This window comes from Flavisolibacter ginsenosidimutans (assembly GCF_007970805.1).
Classification (GTDB): Bacteria; Bacteroidota; Bacteroidia; order Chitinophagales; family Chitinophagaceae; genus Flavisolibacter; species Flavisolibacter ginsenosidimutans.
Window position 1 is genome coordinate 2,780,686 of record NZ_CP042433.1, and the last position, 17,088, is coordinate 2,797,773.

Here is a 17,088-nt window from a genome sequence, read left to right on the forward strand (position 1 = left end):
TAAAATTTTCTGCCTCAAAGCTAAACAAGATTTTCAAACCAAAAACAACTTTGTTTAAAAAATTATTCAAACATCTTAAACAAAATACTTGCCGGAATTAGCTTATTGCCTGGATATACGTTTGAACGGCATCGAGGGATTGAAGCATGGCCACGTTAGCAAGAGGGCTTCGTTTTACCAGTTGGGCCACAAAGCCCGAGAGAAGAACGGTGCAGCCGGTGGCGTTTGCGCTCAGGTGCTGCAGAAAGCGTTGAAATTTAGAGTGGCCGGGAAAAGATGTAAGATGCGAGTACACGTACTGCGGCCTTTTTGCCTGCATAATATAATCCATGTCTTTTAGCGGCACGTTGGCTCCCAGGTAAATAACCGGCAGGCTTTTTTTGCGAAGAAGATAGTAAACATACAAGAGGCCAATCTCGTGATGTTCGCCTTCGGGCAGGAACAAAATAAAAAGCGGTGCGTTGTTCTGTGGGAGTGGAAGGCCGCCAATAGCAAAGATGATTTTTTGCCGGATGATGGCCGACACCAAATGTTCCTGCACGGGGCGCAGGCGATTGGTTTGCCAAAGAATACCCACTCGTTCCAAGAAACGAAACACCACCCCCGAAATGGTTTTTTCGATGCCTTGCCTTTGTATTTCTTTGGTCAGCAGGTGTTCAAGTTCGTGACTTTTTAAATCAACGGTGCAGCCAATAAGCTCGTTCACGATGAATTCATCTTTCGCGTCGGGCTGATTCAGGCCCAATACCGCTTCTGTGCGTTGCTCAGGAACCATTTCATCAATGCGGGAAATTTTATAGCCGTATTTATTCAGCAACGCAACGGTGAGAAGTGTTTTCAGTTCCTCGTTGTTGTAGCGCCGAATGTTAGTGGACGTACGCGAAGGCCGCAAAAAATGATAACGCTGCTCCCAAATGCGAATGGTGTGTGCCTTGATGCCGGAAAGTGATTCGAGTTCTTTGATCGTAAAGCTCATCACCTTATTGACAAACAAAAAAAGCTTTGGTTGATTTTACAGTGTGGAGTTAAGCAAAAGACCGCTTTCTTTTAGCCGGCTAAATGTGGCGCTCGATGAAAGTTTTTGCAAGGCCGCAAGGTGCCGCGGATTGTGAAGGTCGGTGCCGGCAAGGCTGTAGTAATTCTTTTTGCAAAGATATTCGGCCAGTTCCTGCACCGATTTGCCGTAGTAGCCGGTAAGGGAAAGAAGGTTCAGTTGAAACAGGCAACCGGCTTCTTTTAGTTCATCAAACGTCTGTTTGCGCTGTGCTAAATAAATGTATCGTTCGGGGTGAGCAATGACAGGTATATAGCCTTGTATTTGTAGTTGAAAAAGTACTTGCTGCAAGTCCATCGGCGCGGTGATCATTGAAAATTCGACCAGCACTTTGTTGCCGCTGATGGGAAGCAGCGGCTCCTTGGCCTTCAGGTTCTCTTCAAAATACTCGTCAATAAAATACTCAGCAGCGGCCTGCAATTCCATGCTGATGCCTTCTTCGGCCATTGCTCCTTTCAGTCCTTCCAAGCCTTTTGCAATGATGTCTGCCGTGTTGGGATAAACTTCCCAAAGAATGTGCGGTGTGGTGACGAGTTTTTTATAGCCAAGTTTCTGAAGGCCTTTAATCAGTTCAAGCGAAGCGGCCATATCAGGCGCACCGTCGTCAATGCCGGGAATAAGGTGCGAGTGCATATCGGCATGAAGCCAGCTTAAGTCAAGGTCAGCAGATTTTTTTCCAAAAAACAACATGGCTTTATTTTCAATGCGCCCGAATATACTTCCGATTTTGTCACTTGAACAATCGAAAATAAGAATGACAATTAGGAATAAATTCGCGAGTTCATATCGGTTGCAAGAAATTCAAACGACGAATAATTAAATGAACCAGCCGGCCTTGGCCTCATTTTTATAAACTAAGGGATAAAAAACAAAGAAGCGTTCCTTTAAAAACCGCAGAGTTACCATGAAGAAATTTTTGATTGTCGGCGCAGGTTTTTCCGGCGCCGTATTGGCCAATGAATTAGCAAACAACCTCCACTGCACCGTTGATGTTTTGGACGAGCGGGAACACATCGGTGGAAATTGTTACACAGAACGCGACAAAGAAACCGGCGTGATGGTGCATACTTACGGACCACACATTTTTAACACCGACCGCAAAGACATCTGGGATTACGTAAACCGCTTCATTGAATTGGTGCCTTACACAAACCGGGTGAAAGCATTGTACAACGGCCAGGTTTATTCACTGCCCATTAACCTGCACACCATCAACCAGTTTTTTGGCAAAACATTTTCGCCCAAAGAAGCCAAAGATTTTATTGTATCCATTGCCGACAATTCCATTGAAGACCCGCAGAATTTTGAAGAGCAGGCCATGAAATTCATCGGCAAAGATTTATACAAAGCTTTTTTTTACGGTTATACAAAAAAGCAATGGGGCTGCGAACCCACCGAGCTTCCGGCTGCCATTTTAAAGCGCTTGCCGGTACGGTTTAACTACAACGATAATTATTACCACACCGCTTACCAGGGCATTCCCCGCGACGGTTATACGCTCATGTTTGAAAAGCTGTTGAATCACCCGTCCATCACCGTAAAGCTGAACGCAAAGTTTGACGCTTCGCAAGACGTATCGGGATACGACCACGTGTTTTTTACCGGTCCGCTTGACCAGTATTTCAACTACAAACACGGAAGGCTTGCGTACCGCACCGTTTATTTTGAACGCGGCGTGGACGAAGGCGATTACCAGGGCAATGCGGTAATCAATTACAGCAACGAAGACGTGCCTTACACCCGTGTGCACGAGCACAAACATTTCACGCCCTGGGAGCAACACGACAAAACCGTTTATTTTAAAGAATACAGCAAAGAGACAGGCGAGGAAGACATTCCGTATTATCCAAAACGCCTGGCCGACGACAAAGCGAAACTGTTGCAATACCGCAAAGAAGCTGAAGCGTTAAAAAGTGTAAGCTTTTTGGGAAGATTGGCCACCTATCGTTACATGGACATGCACCACGTCGTTGGCGAAGCCCTTGACTACGCAAAGCAGTTCGTCCAAAGCGAAACACAAGGCACTACGCCGCCGGTATTTCCAAACGAAGAAGCACAGTAAGTTTTATAAACGTACCGAAACAAAAAAGCCACCCGCGTTTGCAAGGTGGCTTTTTTGTTTGACGTTCGTAAGAATTATCCCGCGTTCGTCGGCTTGGGAAGATTGTAGTATTCAAGGTACCAGGCCAAAAATTTTTCGATGCCCTTTTCCAGCGGTGTATTGGACTTGTAACCTGTATCGGCCGAAAGCAAGGTTGTATCGGCATAGGTTTCATGCACGTCGCCAGGCTGCATGGGCAAGAGCTCTTTTTTGGCTTCCTTGCCCAAACCTTTTTCCATGAGTTCAATGAATTCCATCAGGTCAACTGGCTTGCTATTGCCGATGTTGTAAATTTTGTATTCCTCCGGCAGAAGTTGCATAACCCTTTCAATGCCGTCAACAATATCATCAACGTAGGTAAAATCGCGTTTCAGCTTTCCGTGATTGAACACTTTTATCGGCCTTCCTTCCTGTATAGCGCTGGCAAAAAGCATGGGCGCCATATCAGGCCGCCCCCACGGTCCGTAAACGGTAAAAAAGCGTAAGCCGGTTGTGGGTAGGTTATACAAGTGATGATATGTATAAGCCATTAATTCGTTGCTCTTCTTTGTAGCAGCATAAAGCGAAACAGGATGATCGGTGCGCTGTGTTTCGCGGTAAGGCGTAGAAGCATCGTCGCCATAAACACTGGAGCTGCTGGCAAAGATGAGGTGCTTCACACGGTTTAACTTGCAACACTCCAACAGGTTGACAAAACCGCTCACATTGCTGGCAATGTAGGCGTGAGGATTCGCCATGCTGTAACGCACACCCGCTTGCGCAGCCAGGTGTACCACAATATCAAACCGCTGCGAAGCAAACAGGACCTGCATGGCATCAAGGTTTTGCAGGTCAAGTCGAATGAATTGAAGATTATCGTAACGAATGCTTTTGACAAGTGATCCGATTTTTGCTTCACCAGCATCAAAGCCTAGTTGCGCCAGCCTTGCGTATTTTAATTCGGGACTGTAATAATCGTTGATGTTGTCAAGACCGGTTATTTCATAGGTTCCGGCTTTGGCTAATTTTTCTGTCAGGCTAAAACCAATAAACCCGGCCGTCCCGGTAATGAGGATTCGTTTTTTGTTCATGCAGTCTTATTTGCCAAATGGATGAAGAAAGGCTTAACGCAGAACAGCGTTCGCCGTCACTTTTTTGTGTAATAATTCGTAGTAGAGATCGGAAGTATCTTTTACCAACCGCTGGTAACTGAACCGCTTCAGCACATAGTTGGCGTTGTTGTTACCCAGCTTCTGCCTTATCGCTTCGTTGTTTACCAGGTTCAACAGATGCGAGCAAAACGTTTCGCTATCGGACACGTCGGCCAGCAGAGCTGTTTCGCCTTCTGAAACAATGTCGGCAATACCGCCAACCCTTGTGCTCACAATCGGCTTGTTGGCTGCCTGCGCTTCGATCAGACTTACCGGCGTGCCTTCGTTCAGGGAGGTAAGCGTAACGATATCAAGCCCGGCGTTCACAAAATCCACGTCGCTGCGCCAGGAAGTAAAAATAAGCGGGTGCAGATGCGCGGTGTCGCGGTGCGTGGTAAACGACAGGCCCAAAGCACGGGCTTTGTTTTCCAAGTCTGCACGGGTTTCACCGTCACCAACAACAAAAGCCTTGATCTTTTTTGTAGTGTTTTTCACCACGTACGCAACGGCCGTTAAAAAGAGTTCGTGGTTTTTTACCGGAACAAGCCGGCCGATAATGCCAACGGCAATTTCATCGTCCTGCAAGCCAAACTCTTCCCGGAACTTTTTTCTTTTGAACGGCTGGTCTTCGCAAAATTTATCAAGATCGAGACCGAGTTGTATGACGCGGAATTTTTCGGGAGGCGCAATCCGGAACTCTTCTGTCAGTTCTTTCCGTTGTGCTTCGCTAATGGCCACGATTGCGCTTGAGCGGCGGGCCAAGAAGCGCTCCGCATTGATATAAAAACTTGACTTAACGCTGTTAAAATAAGAATGAAAAACGTGACCATGGTATGTATGGACGATAGCCGGGACACCGCAAACCGACGCTGCGAGACGACCCAAAGCTCCAGGTTTGGCAGCGTGTGTGTGAACAACGTCGGGTTTAAATTCCTTGATTATACGTTTTAATTCCTTAAAAGCCTGAAAATCGTTGACAGGGTTTATGGAACGGCCCATTTGCGGAATGGTAATGTAATCAATCCCCAATTGGCCGGCCAGGTAATCCGCGCTTTTTTCATGGGACTCTTTCTCGCCGACAACGAGCAAGGTTTCGAATTCAGGCGAAAGGTATTTGGTCAAATAGGTTGCGTTCAGTACCGGCCCTCCAACAATCAAACGATTTAATATCCTCAGGACTTTTGGCATAAAAAAACTGCACGAAAATAAGGCAAAAGATGGATGCGCTTAAGAAAATAGAAATTATACCAGCTTTGCAATTCCGTAGGGCAAAAACTGTATTTTAAAAGTAAACCGAAAATTAATATCCTATTTTCGCTGCCCTAAGAATACGCGTTTGTGGAAGTACAGAACCTTACAGTTTGGGATTGGGTATTAACTCCGTTTTATCTGCTCGTTTTAGTTTTACTTGCCCGGCGCATTCGGAACCGGAATTACCCGATCGGCCATCCGCTGCGTCAGTATTACCTGGCAGGCTTTTACGCAAAATTGGGAGGAGCAATTTTTATTGGGTTGGTTTACCATTTTTATTACAACGGAGGCGATACGTTCAATTACTTTAACCATGCACGCATTATTAATTCCTCCTTGTCCGACTCATGGAGCACCTGGTTTAAGTTAATCACCCATGCGTCACCCATACAAAACCCTGAAGTTTATCCCTATTCTTCTCAACTTTATTGGTATGATGCGCCTTCGGAATATACAGTAGCCGTCATTACAGCAATCTTTTCGTTGTTCACGGGTACGACCTACCTGCCCACAGCGTTAATTTTCGCGTTCGTCTCGTTTAGCGGTATCTGGGCCATGTACCGAACCTTCGTACAACTTTACCCACGCTTAAAGCATGCATTGGCACTTACTTTTCTATTTATCCCCAGCACTGTTGTTTGGGGCTCGGGTATTTTCAAGGATACGATCTGCATGTTTGGACTGGGCTGGATGACGTACGCCACTTTCCGATTATTTGTGAACCGTGATTTTTCGGTCAGGAATTCTGTATTAATCGTACTGAGCTTTTACCTCATTGCGGTAATCAAGCTATACATCCTCCTTGCGTATTTGCCGGCATTGGCCTTATGGCTTTTACTGACCTATTCAAAAAAAATCAAGGCGGCGTCCGTTCGCTGGGCTGTAAACGGTATTCTCATTCTGGCAACGATGGGCGGCACGGCCTTCTTTATGCAACAATTTGCCGATGAACTAAAGAAATACTCTTTAGAACAACTGTTAACAACTGCAGAAACCACAAGAAGTTGGACAAATTACGCAGCCGGTGACGAGGGTTCTGTTTACAATATCGGGCAAATTGACGGTTCGCTGGGAAGTACACTTGCCTTGTTTCCCCAAGCCGTAGTAGTGACTTTGTTCAGGCCCTACCTTTGGGAGGCAAGGAAACTCATTGTGGCCCTGTCAGCCATCGAAGCATTGGCCTTTCTTTACCTGACGCTTCGCGTATTCCTCGACCGGAAAGCCAAGCCTTTACGAACGGTGATACGAGACCCTAACGTTCTTTTTTGCCTCGTGTTCTCACTCGTGTTTTCATTTGCCGTAGGCGCATCGTCAGGTAACTTTGGCGCCTTGTCCCGCTATAAAATTCCCTGCCTGCCTTTTTACGCTGCCTTTCTTGCGGTTATGCTGGGTAAAGAAGACCCCGAAAAGAAAACGAAGGGAGCCAGTGTTACGCTTGTCGCACAACACGTAGTTTAAACAGAATTGGTTTTCGTTTATTATGACCAGCCTTGGAATAAAGCAAGGAAATTTTCCCGGTTAGACTGAAGACTATAGTGCTTCAACATTTTCCGCTGTCCCGCCATTCCCATCTTTTTCCGCAACAAACCGTCTGTCATTAGCGTGGTTAAAGCCGTCTTCCATTCATTGCCAGAGGTGCACAACCAGCCGCTGACTTTGTTGTCAACAATTGATTGATTAACGCCCACGGGACTGGCCACCGCCGGTATTGCTAAAGAAAGATATTGGATGATTTTAAACCCGCACTTCCCTTCGCTCCAGGCGTCGTGCTCCAGCGGCATAATACCGATGTTTATTTCAAGCAGGTCTTCTATTTCCGTGCTTTCGTTCCATTTTCTGAACTCCATAAACGGAAGCAGAACAGACGGCGCTTTGTCGCAAATGACAAGGAAACGAAAGTTAAATGCGGAAGACAAATCCTCCAGAACGGGATAGACGGTGTCCAGATATTTCAAGGTTGAATGCGAACCGGTCCAGCCTATTGTTACCTGACTTGTGCCCTGATCTTTGGTTTGATTATACCGCCCCTCCATGTCCACACAGGTTGGATTAACAAGAACAGCTGCGTTGAACTGTTTGGCATAAGCGGCCAGAAAATCATTACCGGCAGAAACGTTGGAGGCCCACTCGCAAATCCGCTTAACCTTCCAAAAACACTTCAGCGAAGCCGCAACTCCGTTAACAGCAGTTGTATTGGGTATCCAAATCGCATCGTCAAAATCGTAAATAATTTTTTTTCTAAACAGCCGGGCAATGATCCACTCAAGCAAGGGTGGTCCTAACGGCGCTGCTTCGCGGTGAATAAAGATGAATTCATGCTTGGGCACAAGAAAAAACAACATGAAAAAGCGCCGTGAAAAACCTTTTATTAGTGCCCATGCTTTTTGCAGCGCAGCGCCTTTGCGATACAGGACATTCCACGCAGCGTCGTCAAAAAACGTATGAATAGAAAAGGGGTAACCCGCTTGTCTTAACAAAGGGAAATAAGCTTCCACGCGGAAGCGCTGTGAGGGAGCCCGGCCGAGCGGATAAGGAAGAACAAATAAAACTCGCTTTGAATTCGTCATGCAAGGGTATCGAAAAAAATGCGTTGCTTCTTAAATGAAAGCAATCAAAAGGGTGATTAGTGGTTCATCCAACTACCTGCTCAGGTTGTCCGCCCGGAAAGCTGCTCATAAACGTTTTGGTAGAATGCCACGCCCTTCTCAACGTGAAAATATTCCAAAGCATACTGTCGCAGGGGAGCCAAACCGTTGGGATTCATCGCCCGGATTTCCTTTTCCCATTCTTTTTTTTCTTCGCTTAACAACACGCCGCCACCGGGATATTTGTCAAGGATGTAATCCAGATCGCCAATGCCTTTTAAGGCGACAACAGGAAGGCCGGAAGCCCAATATTCACCCATTTTTGTGGGACTGCGTCCGATGGTTGAAAAGGACATTTTGTAATAGATAAAGCCCACGTCACCGGCACGCAAATAGTTTGTTACTTCCGTGAAAGGGGCATTGTAGATGGCTATGCGATTTATACCGGCATCGCTAAAGCGGCTTTGCAACGATTCATCAATTTTGTCTTTTGATAAAATGAGCAGGTAGGCAGCCGCATGTATATTCTGATAGGCTTTAAAAACTTTTATCAGGATCTCCGGGTCGTAGTTCCCTCCCAGCGAACCGCTGTAAACAAACACTTTTTCACCGGGCTTAACGCCAAGTTTGGCCCGCAGTTCTTTCGTACCTGCATCAGTTCGCTCTTTAAAAATTTCAAAATCCACGCAAGTGGGTATTACCCCAACTTTGTCTTCGTTGGCCAAGCCTGTGCCAACGATGGTTTCCTTTCCTTTGTAAGTCAGGCTTACGGCGTAGTTGCAGGCATGGAAGAAACGTTTTTCTAATTGTTTGAAATACCGATAAACCGGTTTGTAAACAGGCTTGTTCCAAAAACCCGATTCTAATTTTTCATCGGGCCACCAACCCCGCATGTCGAAGATGAATTTCAGCCCAAAGCGTTTTTGCATCTTTTGCCCGACAATGGCCGCAATGTAACCGCGGCAGTGAACGATGTGAAACCGGTATTGGTGGTGCAGGCGACGACACAAATTGTAGCATTTGTATACATCGGCCAGCGTTGATAAAACAGGAGGATTCTTTGTGTACGGCAACGGAATCCAGGTTAAACCGTGCTCGGTTATGATCTTTTGAATGGCGTCTTTGCCTTGTTCAAAAAGCCCGGGTTTTTCGAACGAAACAATAACGATCCGGTTGTTTAAAGAGGCCAACCGTTTAAGATAAGCCAGTATCTGCGATTGACCCAACGGATCGGTCAGTCCGTCGTAACTGATGTACAAAATTTTTCTTACGCCATCCATTGCTTGTACCACATTTGAAACATCAACAGATACCAAACCTTCAGGTGCTTTTCCTTGCGGCCGTTGAAAAAATCAGCCACGGTTTTTTGTACGGCCGAAACGTTAAACAGCCCGTGCTGCTGAAGGCTGTGTTCACTCAGGTATTCCTCAACCAGTGGCCTTAACTCGTTGGTCAGCCAGGTTTCAACCGGGATGCCAAAGCCCATTTTCGGCCTTTCCATAATTTCTTTGGGAACGTATTTGTGCACGATTTCTTTGAGGATGTATTTTTTTTGTCCGTTACGGTATTTGTATTCCGAAGGAAGTTGCGCTGCCCATTCAATAATGTCCTGGTCGAGGAAGGGCTCACGTCCTTCCAGGCTTACCGACATCGTGGCCCTGTCCACTTTCTGCAAAATATCATCCACCATGTAAGTTTGATAATCAATCGCCATCATGTACGAAAACGGATCACTATAGCCGGCTTTCAGTTCGGTGCTTGTGTGCGCCGTGGACAATTCCTTTACGGGCTGTGCAAACAAAGCTTTGATCTCCGGGCCGGTAAATACCTGGCTCAGGTTTTTCAAAAGTTCCGAAGGCGAAGGGTCGTTCAATAAATTTTTCAGCTTGTCGTAACGGCTGTGAAAATTCTGCTTGTTGCGCAGGTAAGGAATTTTTTCCGAGGAAACAGAGGCCATTGCGGCAACGGCCATCTTGCGGACGGGCTTTGGAATGGAACTTAATTTTTTCCCGTACCGCGAAATGTAATCGTAACGGTTATAGCCGGCAAAAATCTCGTCGCCCGCATCGGCCGAAAGCGCTACCGTAACTTTCTTTCGGGCCAGCCGGCTTACCAGTATCGTTGGAATGGCACTGCTGTCGGCAAAAGGTTCGTCGTAAAAATGCGGTAGGTCGGGAATGATTTCCAGGGCTTCCTTTGGCGTGCAATAATACTCGGTGTGCTCCGTACCCAGGTGTTGCGCAATTTGCTTGGCAAAAGGAGCTTCGTTCAGCTTTTCATCGGTAGTGCCGATGGTGAAGGTCTTGAGTTTTTCGCTGCTGTTCTTTTGCAGCAAGGCCGTCACACAGGTACTGTCGTAACCACCGCTCAAAAAAACACCAACGGGCACATCAGCCACAGTGCGGTACTGAAAAGCTTTAACCAGTTTGCGTTCTGTTTCGGCAATGGCTTCGGGTAATTCAATCCGGAGTTTGGGCTTGTTATAATAATCGTAAACGTTCCAATATTGCTCTTCGGCAATTTGCTGCGTTGCCAGGTTTATACGGAGCAAGTAACCCGGTTTTAGTTTGTAGGTGTCGCGGTAAATGCAATGGGGATGCGACACATAACCGTATTGAAGAAACGATGCTACTGCGCCGGGATTAATTTCCTTTTTGAAAGCCGGGTGTGCAACCAGGGTTTTTAGTTCAGAGCCAAACAGGAAGAGACCCTCTTTCCAGTAATAGTTGAGGGGCTTTACACCGGCCCGGTCACGAATGAACACGGCCTCGTTTTTCTTTTCATCGTAAAGCGCAATGGCAAACATGCCGTGCCAACGATGAACGGCATCACCGCCCCATTCGCGCCATGCGTGCAGAATGACCTCGGTGTCGGAATGCGTAGAAAACGCATGACCGCGTCTTTGCAACTCGTCGCGTATTTCAGCATAATTGTAAATCTCGCCGTTAAACACCACGTGAAGGCCATCAAAGTGCATGGGCTGATTGGCCGCCGTGCTAAGATCAATGATCGAGAGCCGGCGGTGACCGAGGCCTATCGCGGCTTCCCGGCCTTCGGCAAAATAAGAGCCTTGCCCATCAGGGCCGCGGTGCTGAAGACAGGAGGACATGCCTTTGAGGTGTTCCGCTGTGCTTTGCTTTTTAAAGTCAATAAATCCGGCAATACCACACATAATTACGATCTGCTTTTAACGGCCAAAAATTTTTCGGGGCCTAAGAGTATTACGCCGCCCAGGCGTTTAAACTCTTTTACCTTCCTGTTGAAATCCCACGAATTCAGGCTCAATTGCATAAACGTTGAAACCGCTTTCTTGTAGTTTTTGGTATACAGCGCCTTAAGGTATTCAAATTCCATTTTGCGCCACTTCTGTATGTTCTGGGCCTCTTTCAGATGCGGATACCGGTCCACCAGTGCGCTGGTAGCAGCCATGTTCGCCGATCCCTTTTCTATGGTCTTTAGCGCACTGTTAAGCGTATTGGAAACGCCGCTGCTGTTCAAGCCAAATATCCGGTATTGAAACAAGACCTTGTTCACCAAATATGCAAGGGAGTCCGGCGGATTGGTGAGCACGATGAACTGGGCCATGGGATGATCCTGGTAACAAAGCCGTTTGAAGCCCGGTATTGTGAAAGACGAAAGAAAGGCCTCGAATGCTTTTACGTCGAAGCCGGCACGCCGGAAACAATAAGCGCTTCCAAGCCATATTCCTTTGTAACCCAAAATGGAATCTTTCACCCGGTTGGAAAGGGTGACCTTATCGGGGTTGTCCTTTGTTATGCGTTCTAAATTTTTCTGCGTTGAATCCGTTTGTCCCGTTGGTTTTCCATCGCTGTCAATGATCTCGTAATTGTGCGAGACCAACACCACCTTTTCATCCTTTTCAAAAACGCTCATGACTTCGGCCAGCTTTTGCGGCAGCCAAACATCATCGCCGTCCAGGAAGCTGATAACCGAACCCGTTGACTTGTTGATGCCCGCAAGCGTTGCCTGTAAAACACCGGAGTTTTCCGGCAGTCTTAGGTAACAAAGCCGGTCGCTGTACTTTTGAATAACGTTGGCCGAAGCATCTGTGCTGCAGTCGTCAACCACAATGATTTCATCGGGTGTCCTCGTTTGGTTCAACACCGACAAGATAGCGGGCTCGATGTATTTTTCGAGGTTGTAACAGGTAATGATAACGCTAACGGTCATTGTAAACGGAAGACTCTTGGAGGTGATTTGTCTTTATAAATAAAAAGGAAAGAAGAATCGCTATTGAGGCAAGGTTTTAATGATTCTCGCAGGATTGCCCGCCACCACCACACCCGGCGGCACGTCTTTCGTCACCACGGCTCCCGCCCCCACGATGCTCTTTCGTCCGATGGTGACACCCTGCAACACAATCGCTCCCGCACCAATCCATACGTCGTCTTCAATGACGATGGGCTTTGAAATGTGTTCGGGCTTTTTCACTTTCATGAAGTTCTCAACGTCAAGACCGGTATCAATCAACTTCACGTCCACGGAGAGAACCACGTTACTTCCGATCACAATTTTGTGATGGCCCAAAATATAAACGCCCGAGTTGATGCCGCAGTCATCACCGATAGTCACATTGCGGGGGTTACCCACACGAAAAAGGCCAAGCACGCCAACTTTTTTCCGGAAAACATAATACCCATAAGTTCGCAGCAGCAATCTTTTTACCCTATTTGACATAAATTTTATCGGACGGACTTTACGAAAGATGAGAGGCGGGGATTTCTTGTTTCCCCTGGAAGATTTTTACTTGATTGTGCGTCTTATGGTATTCAATGACTTCAAGAATATTATTGCACGGAACAAGTACCTGCTGTTTGTTTCGATACTGCTTGTCAGCCCAGGCATTTCCCATGCAGAAACGAACGAAATTCTTTGCCATTTTAATAGAAAAAGTCTTTGCAAACCTAGCCCACACATTAAGCTTCACTTTGTTCGCCAACATACATCGTAAGGTTGCCTTCAGTTCCTGAACTCCTTCTGCAGCACTGTACGCATAGAGATACGGCAGGTTTATTCTTTCAATCAGGTCCTGCCGTTTCATGGTTGTGAAAGCGCAGTGCATTGATTCGGCAACCGTTGTTTGCATATTAAAAACTCGCGGGATAATGGCCGGGAAACGCAAGGTTTTAAACTCGTTGAAATGCGCTTTTGCATTTCCCCTGCTTAAACGGTTGGTGTTGCTTTTACCGCAAGCACCGTAAATTGTTAACGGGTAGTTGACGAAAACAAACTTGTCGATCAGCAAACTAAAAACATAAGCGGAATAAACGTCCAAGGAAGTACCGTCAAGCAATTTACCGGTAGCTGTACGCACCCTATCCAGCAAGGCTTTACTGATAAGGCAATGATAGGCCATCGGTAATGACGAATAGCTAAGGTCCACACGGTCTATAATTGAATCAATAACTTTTTTTGTACTTCTTTCCTCAACCTTGCCGTCGAAAGGATGAAGAATGACGAGTTTGCCTCTTAGTTCCTCATCGCCGAAATCCGGCCACTTGTACGAATACGCCGCAGAGTCGCCTGTATGTGCTATGGCATCCATTGCGTTTGCTTTTGCCCAACGTGCTGCTTCGTATAATTCAGGCAGCACCGCATCGTCATCGCCGATTGCGCATTGATACTCGCCAGTGGCATTGTCGAATGCCCGGTTCCAGTTTTCGGTCATTGAGGGGTTATCCGCAGAATGGAAGTATTTAATATTTGATGCCGTTCCGAATTTTTCAAGAATCTGCTTTTTCAATACGTCGGTATCGCTGCAGTCCTGCACGATGATTTCAACGTCATCGCGGTTCAACCGCAAGGCCGACTCAATTGCAAAAAGGCAAGTGTATTGCCGATTTTTCGTAGGAATGATTATACTTAAAAAAGGCATAAAGGATTATTTTTTCAAAAAAAGTGCGGTGCAAAATTTTCTCAATTCCGGGATTAAAAACAAATACAACACACCGGCCAATGACAGCAAGGCTCCGAAATAAAATATATTGAAAGACTGCGTTAGAAAGAAGGTCTGAAGGAGTTTAGCGCCCAGCAATAAAATACCGGAAGATAACAGGGGCAAGGCCGCATCATCTTTCAGCCAGTTGAACAACTCGCCTTTCATAAACAAGCGGTGAAAAAGCGGGAGGCTGAAAACAATGTAACCGGCGTTCACGCACAACCACACCAGGCTTGCGCCAAAAGCACCGTATTTGCCTGTCCACCAAAAAAGCAGGGGAACAAGAATGACGGAAGCAATGATGTTTTGATAAATGGTAAACCGCGTGTTGCCTTTGGCCAGCATAAAAAAATACGGCATCCACATGATGCAGTTGCACATGGTGCCAACGGTAAACGTCTGGAGTATCGGGGCCGTGTGTTCAACAAGTGTTGGATTCTTTGTCCAAAAGAATAAAATTTCTTTTGCGAAAAAGACAAGCGTAAAGCCAACGGGAAAAATTACGATAGCCACCCAGCGGCAGCTTTTGTGATAAAGCCTGATTAATGCCTCTTGCTGATTCGTTGCTACCAAAGTGGCAAAGCGGGGAAACACCACGCTTTGCAAAGGCGAAATAATTTGCGTAAGCATGCTGGCAAGCATAAAGGCCAGGTTGTAATAGCCAACAAATTCCAGCAACACAAGTTTACTCACAACAATTTTATCGGCTTGGCCGAGAAAGAAAGTAATGAGCGAGATGCCCATCATGCCGGCCGCAAAGTTGCGCACCGTTTGAAGCTGCGTTTTGGAAAATACCGCCTTTTGATCCGAAGCTGTATAACGCTTGGTCAGGTAGCGTAGAAAAAGCGTGAACAAGCCAACGCTTATGGCCTGCCATATAAAATACCATTCGATTGTGGGCCTGATGAGCAATAAAACAGTAACGGCGCCAAATGCTTTTACCAACGCCGACAAAGCGGTAGCCAGGGCGTTGGGTATCTGTTTTTCCAGGCCTATCATTACCCCGTTGTAGATACTGGCAGGGAATTGCAGCGCAAACACCAAACCCATGATCCGCACGGCTTTTTCAATAACAGGAACGGGAAGGTCTTTGGCTTTTACCCAATAAACAGCAATGGGATTGGCCAGAAAAAACACAACCAGGCCCACTACCAGCGCAATGGCCCAGTAAATTATTTCGACAGAGAAAACCAGGTTGCGCAAATCATGCTTCTTGTCCGGTTGCGCATTCAATATCGCTACCTGGCGACTGATGGCGGTACTTAGGCCCAGGTCGAGAACGATCAGGGCACCGGAAAGTGTTCCGTAAAACGCAACCAACCCGTAGCTTTCAACACCAATCAGGCGAATGTAAATGGGCACGAAGACTATACCCGCCAGGGCTACAACGGCCCTGCTGAAAAGGTTGGCTATAACCCTGGCCGAACTTGATTGAAAATTGAGCCGGGACAGTAGCGGAACCTTCGGGAGCTGCAAAACGTGTTTATTCAATGGGTACGTTAAAGAATGTTTGCGCATAAGACGTTGCGGAAGGCTTGAATATCACTTCTCCCGTCTTGCTGCGATAAGCCACTGTATTGTTGGCAATATCTGTTTCAAAAATATTTGTGTAAGCGCTTACGGAAACGTTTTTACCAATTTTGCAATTGCCGATAAGTGAACTGTGCGCCGTGAGCGACACGCCTTTGTCCATAACCGGGTAAACGCCTTTTTGCGAGCCAACGGTAACGCCCTGCAAGGCCACAAAAAAATCGGCGTACGTTGCTTTGCCCAGCATTGTGCCGCTGCAATGGAACAGCAGAAAAATATCGGGCATCTGCGTGTTGTACATGCAATCCAGGCCGTGGAGTGTTTTGTTCAGGTAATAAAGCTTGTTGCACAAATTGGCATTAGCCTCTTTTCGCCACAGCGAGTTGGCAAGATACCACAGGTACATTACGTAATGGTCGCTATGCAGGTGGTTAAAAATGACTTCTTCTCCGTTGAAATAATGTTTGAGTGTGCAATGTTTGAAACAAAATTCCAGGCGGTCCAATGCTTCCGTAACCAAGGCCACATGCCCGTTTAAATCAACAAGTTTGTTATCCGGAAAAAGATGATTGAGTTGTGCTGTGGTATAACGGGTTAATTCGGCTTTGGTTAGTGATGTTCTCATTGGGCCAGGATGGTTTTCAATTTTGTTGCGTCTCCCCAAAAAGCCATCGGCTCGTAATCGGGATATGGATAAAAACCACGGTTTAATTTAATGGAGCGGCCGTCCTTTTCAAGGTGTTGCTTTACGAGTTCGTTCACCGTTATGCCGTTGCCGCTGCAACAGTTTAGGATTCCCTCTGCCTTTTCCTGCAAGGCAATCGCCACAATATTTTCCGCCACTTTTTCCACCGGTAAATAATCTCTTACCTGCTCGCCGCCGCTCATGTTAAAGGTATCGTCACCTCTTTGGAGCGCAGCGTCCAGTTGCGCCAAAAGTGACCTGGGATTTTGTCCCTCGCCGTACATGTAAAACAGCCGCACCCATTTAAGAGAAAAGGGAGTTTTCTTTTGCAACTGTTCCAGAAAAAGCCGCAAGGTATTTTTGGCAAGTGCGTAAGGATTGTCGGGCAAAGGATAGGCCTTTTCCGACAACCCGCCTTCCTGCATGCCGTATTCAAAACAAGTGCCCGTCACCGTTATATCCTTCACACCGTTTTGGACAAGTTTCTTTAAAAAAAAATACTGCCGGGGCAATACTTCTTCAAAATGAAACAGGTCTTTGTAATTGGGCAACCCCTGCCAGGCCAAATGAATGACGGCGTCCGGCTTTTGAAATTTTTCAAAGAGGTTTTCGTCCTTCGTTTCACTGCCGATGCTGTGCGGAATAAACGTCCGATGTTCCAGCCAGTCTTTTCCTTTTTTACTCTCCGCAGACGAAGCCGTTGCGATAACGACACAATCGCGTTTCTGTAGAGAGGCAATCACGTGCCTTCCTATAAATCCAGTAGCGCCGGTTACCAATACCTTTTTCATTC

15 protein-coding genes are annotated in these 17,088 nt (G+C 46.6%); 2 read left to right on the top strand and 13 right to left on the bottom strand.

The window, feature by feature from the left end:
• Window positions 1-97: 97 nt before the first annotated feature.
• Together FSB75_RS11360 and FSB75_RS11365 are read right to left on the bottom strand one after the other, a co-directional pair.
• Entirely contained in the window at window positions 98-976 is an 879-nt protein-coding gene (locus FSB75_RS11360) for a MerR family transcriptional regulator (RefSeq protein WP_146787226.1), read from the bottom strand.
• A gap of 36 nt (window positions 977-1,012) precedes the next feature.
• Window positions 1,013-1,744 carry a tyrosine-protein phosphatase gene (locus tag FSB75_RS11365; protein ID WP_146787229.1) on the bottom strand — a complete coding sequence of 244 codons (732 nt, stop codon included), beginning with the start codon at window positions 1,742-1,744 and terminating at the stop codon, window positions 1,013-1,015.
• Window positions 1,745-1,958: 214 nt separating this feature from the next.
• Between FSB75_RS11365 and glf the strand changes: the two genes are divergently transcribed.
• The gene (glf, locus tag FSB75_RS11370) at window positions 1,959-3,116 is read left to right on the top strand and encodes a UDP-galactopyranose mutase (RefSeq protein WP_146787232.1); all 1,158 of its coding nucleotides are present in this window, start codon (window positions 1,959-1,961) and stop codon (window positions 3,114-3,116) included.
• Between the two features lie 74 nt (window positions 3,117-3,190).
• On the opposite strand, the gene FSB75_RS11375 is transcribed toward glf, so the two are convergent.
• Both FSB75_RS11375 and FSB75_RS11380 read right to left on the bottom strand, forming a co-directional pair.
• Window positions 3,191-4,225, bottom strand: coding sequence for an NAD-dependent epimerase/dehydratase family protein (locus FSB75_RS11375; RefSeq protein ID WP_146787235.1), 1,035 nt, complete (start codon window positions 4,223-4,225; stop codon window positions 3,191-3,193).
• Window positions 4,226-4,258: 33 nt separating this feature from the next.
• Window positions 4,259-5,473: a glycosyltransferase gene (locus tag FSB75_RS11380; protein ID WP_146787238.1), complete on the bottom strand. Its 1,215-nt coding sequence runs from the start codon at window positions 5,471-5,473 to the stop codon at window positions 4,259-4,261.
• 150 nt (window positions 5,474-5,623) lie between these two features.
• Here FSB75_RS11380 and FSB75_RS11385 point away from each other — a divergent pair, with 150 nt between their 5' ends.
• The gene (locus FSB75_RS11385) at window positions 5,624-6,994 is read left to right on the top strand and encodes a hypothetical protein (RefSeq protein WP_146787241.1); all 1,371 of its coding nucleotides are present in this window, start codon (window positions 5,624-5,626) and stop codon (window positions 6,992-6,994) included.
• 20 nt (window positions 6,995-7,014) lie between these two features.
• Here the strand turns inward: FSB75_RS11385 and FSB75_RS11390 are convergent, their stop codons facing one another.
• From FSB75_RS11390 to FSB75_RS11430, 9 genes are all read right to left on the bottom strand, one after another.
• Entirely contained in the window at window positions 7,015-8,103 is a 1,089-nt protein-coding gene (locus FSB75_RS11390) for a glycosyltransferase family protein (RefSeq protein WP_146787244.1), read from the bottom strand.
• 80 nt (window positions 8,104-8,183) lie between these two features.
• Window positions 8,184-9,401, bottom strand: a complete 1,218-nt coding sequence (locus tag FSB75_RS11395; protein WP_146787247.1) for a glycosyltransferase — start codon at window positions 9,399-9,401, stop codon at window positions 8,184-8,186.
• Window positions 9,389-11,293, bottom strand: coding sequence for an asparagine synthase (glutamine-hydrolyzing) (gene asnB, locus FSB75_RS11400; protein ID WP_146787250.1), 1,905 nt, complete (start codon window positions 11,291-11,293; stop codon window positions 9,389-9,391). Before asnB ends, FSB75_RS11395 begins: the two co-directional genes overlap by 13 nt.
• Before the next feature lie 2 nt (window positions 11,294-11,295).
• Window positions 11,296-12,312, bottom strand: a complete 1,017-nt coding sequence (locus tag FSB75_RS11405; protein WP_146787253.1) for a glycosyltransferase — start codon at window positions 12,310-12,312, stop codon at window positions 11,296-11,298.
• Window positions 12,313-12,372: 60 nt separating this feature from the next.
• Window positions 12,373-12,819 carry an acyltransferase gene (locus FSB75_RS22225; RefSeq protein ID WP_146787256.1) on the bottom strand — a complete coding sequence of 149 codons (447 nt, stop codon included), beginning with the start codon at window positions 12,817-12,819 and terminating at the stop codon, window positions 12,373-12,375.
• Window positions 12,820-12,838: 19 nt separating this feature from the next.
• Window positions 12,839-14,017, bottom strand: a complete 1,179-nt coding sequence (locus FSB75_RS11415) for a glycosyltransferase family 2 protein (protein ID WP_146787259.1) — start codon at window positions 14,015-14,017, stop codon at window positions 12,839-12,841.
• A gap of 6 nt (window positions 14,018-14,023) precedes the next feature.
• Window positions 14,024-15,571, bottom strand: a complete 1,548-nt coding sequence (locus FSB75_RS11420; protein ID WP_172623123.1) for a lipopolysaccharide biosynthesis protein — start codon at window positions 15,569-15,571, stop codon at window positions 14,024-14,026.
• Window positions 15,564-16,235 carry an LbetaH domain-containing protein gene (locus FSB75_RS11425; protein ID WP_146787265.1) on the bottom strand — a complete coding sequence of 224 codons (672 nt, stop codon included), beginning with the start codon at window positions 16,233-16,235 and terminating at the stop codon, window positions 15,564-15,566. The genes FSB75_RS11420 and FSB75_RS11425 overlap by 8 nt, the downstream gene beginning before the upstream one ends.
• Window positions 16,232-17,086: an NAD-dependent epimerase/dehydratase family protein gene (locus FSB75_RS11430; RefSeq protein ID WP_146787267.1), complete on the bottom strand. Its 855-nt coding sequence runs from the start codon at window positions 17,084-17,086 to the stop codon at window positions 16,232-16,234. The genes FSB75_RS11425 and FSB75_RS11430 overlap by 4 nt, the downstream gene beginning before the upstream one ends.
• Between the last annotated feature and the right edge of the window lie 2 nt (window positions 17,087-17,088).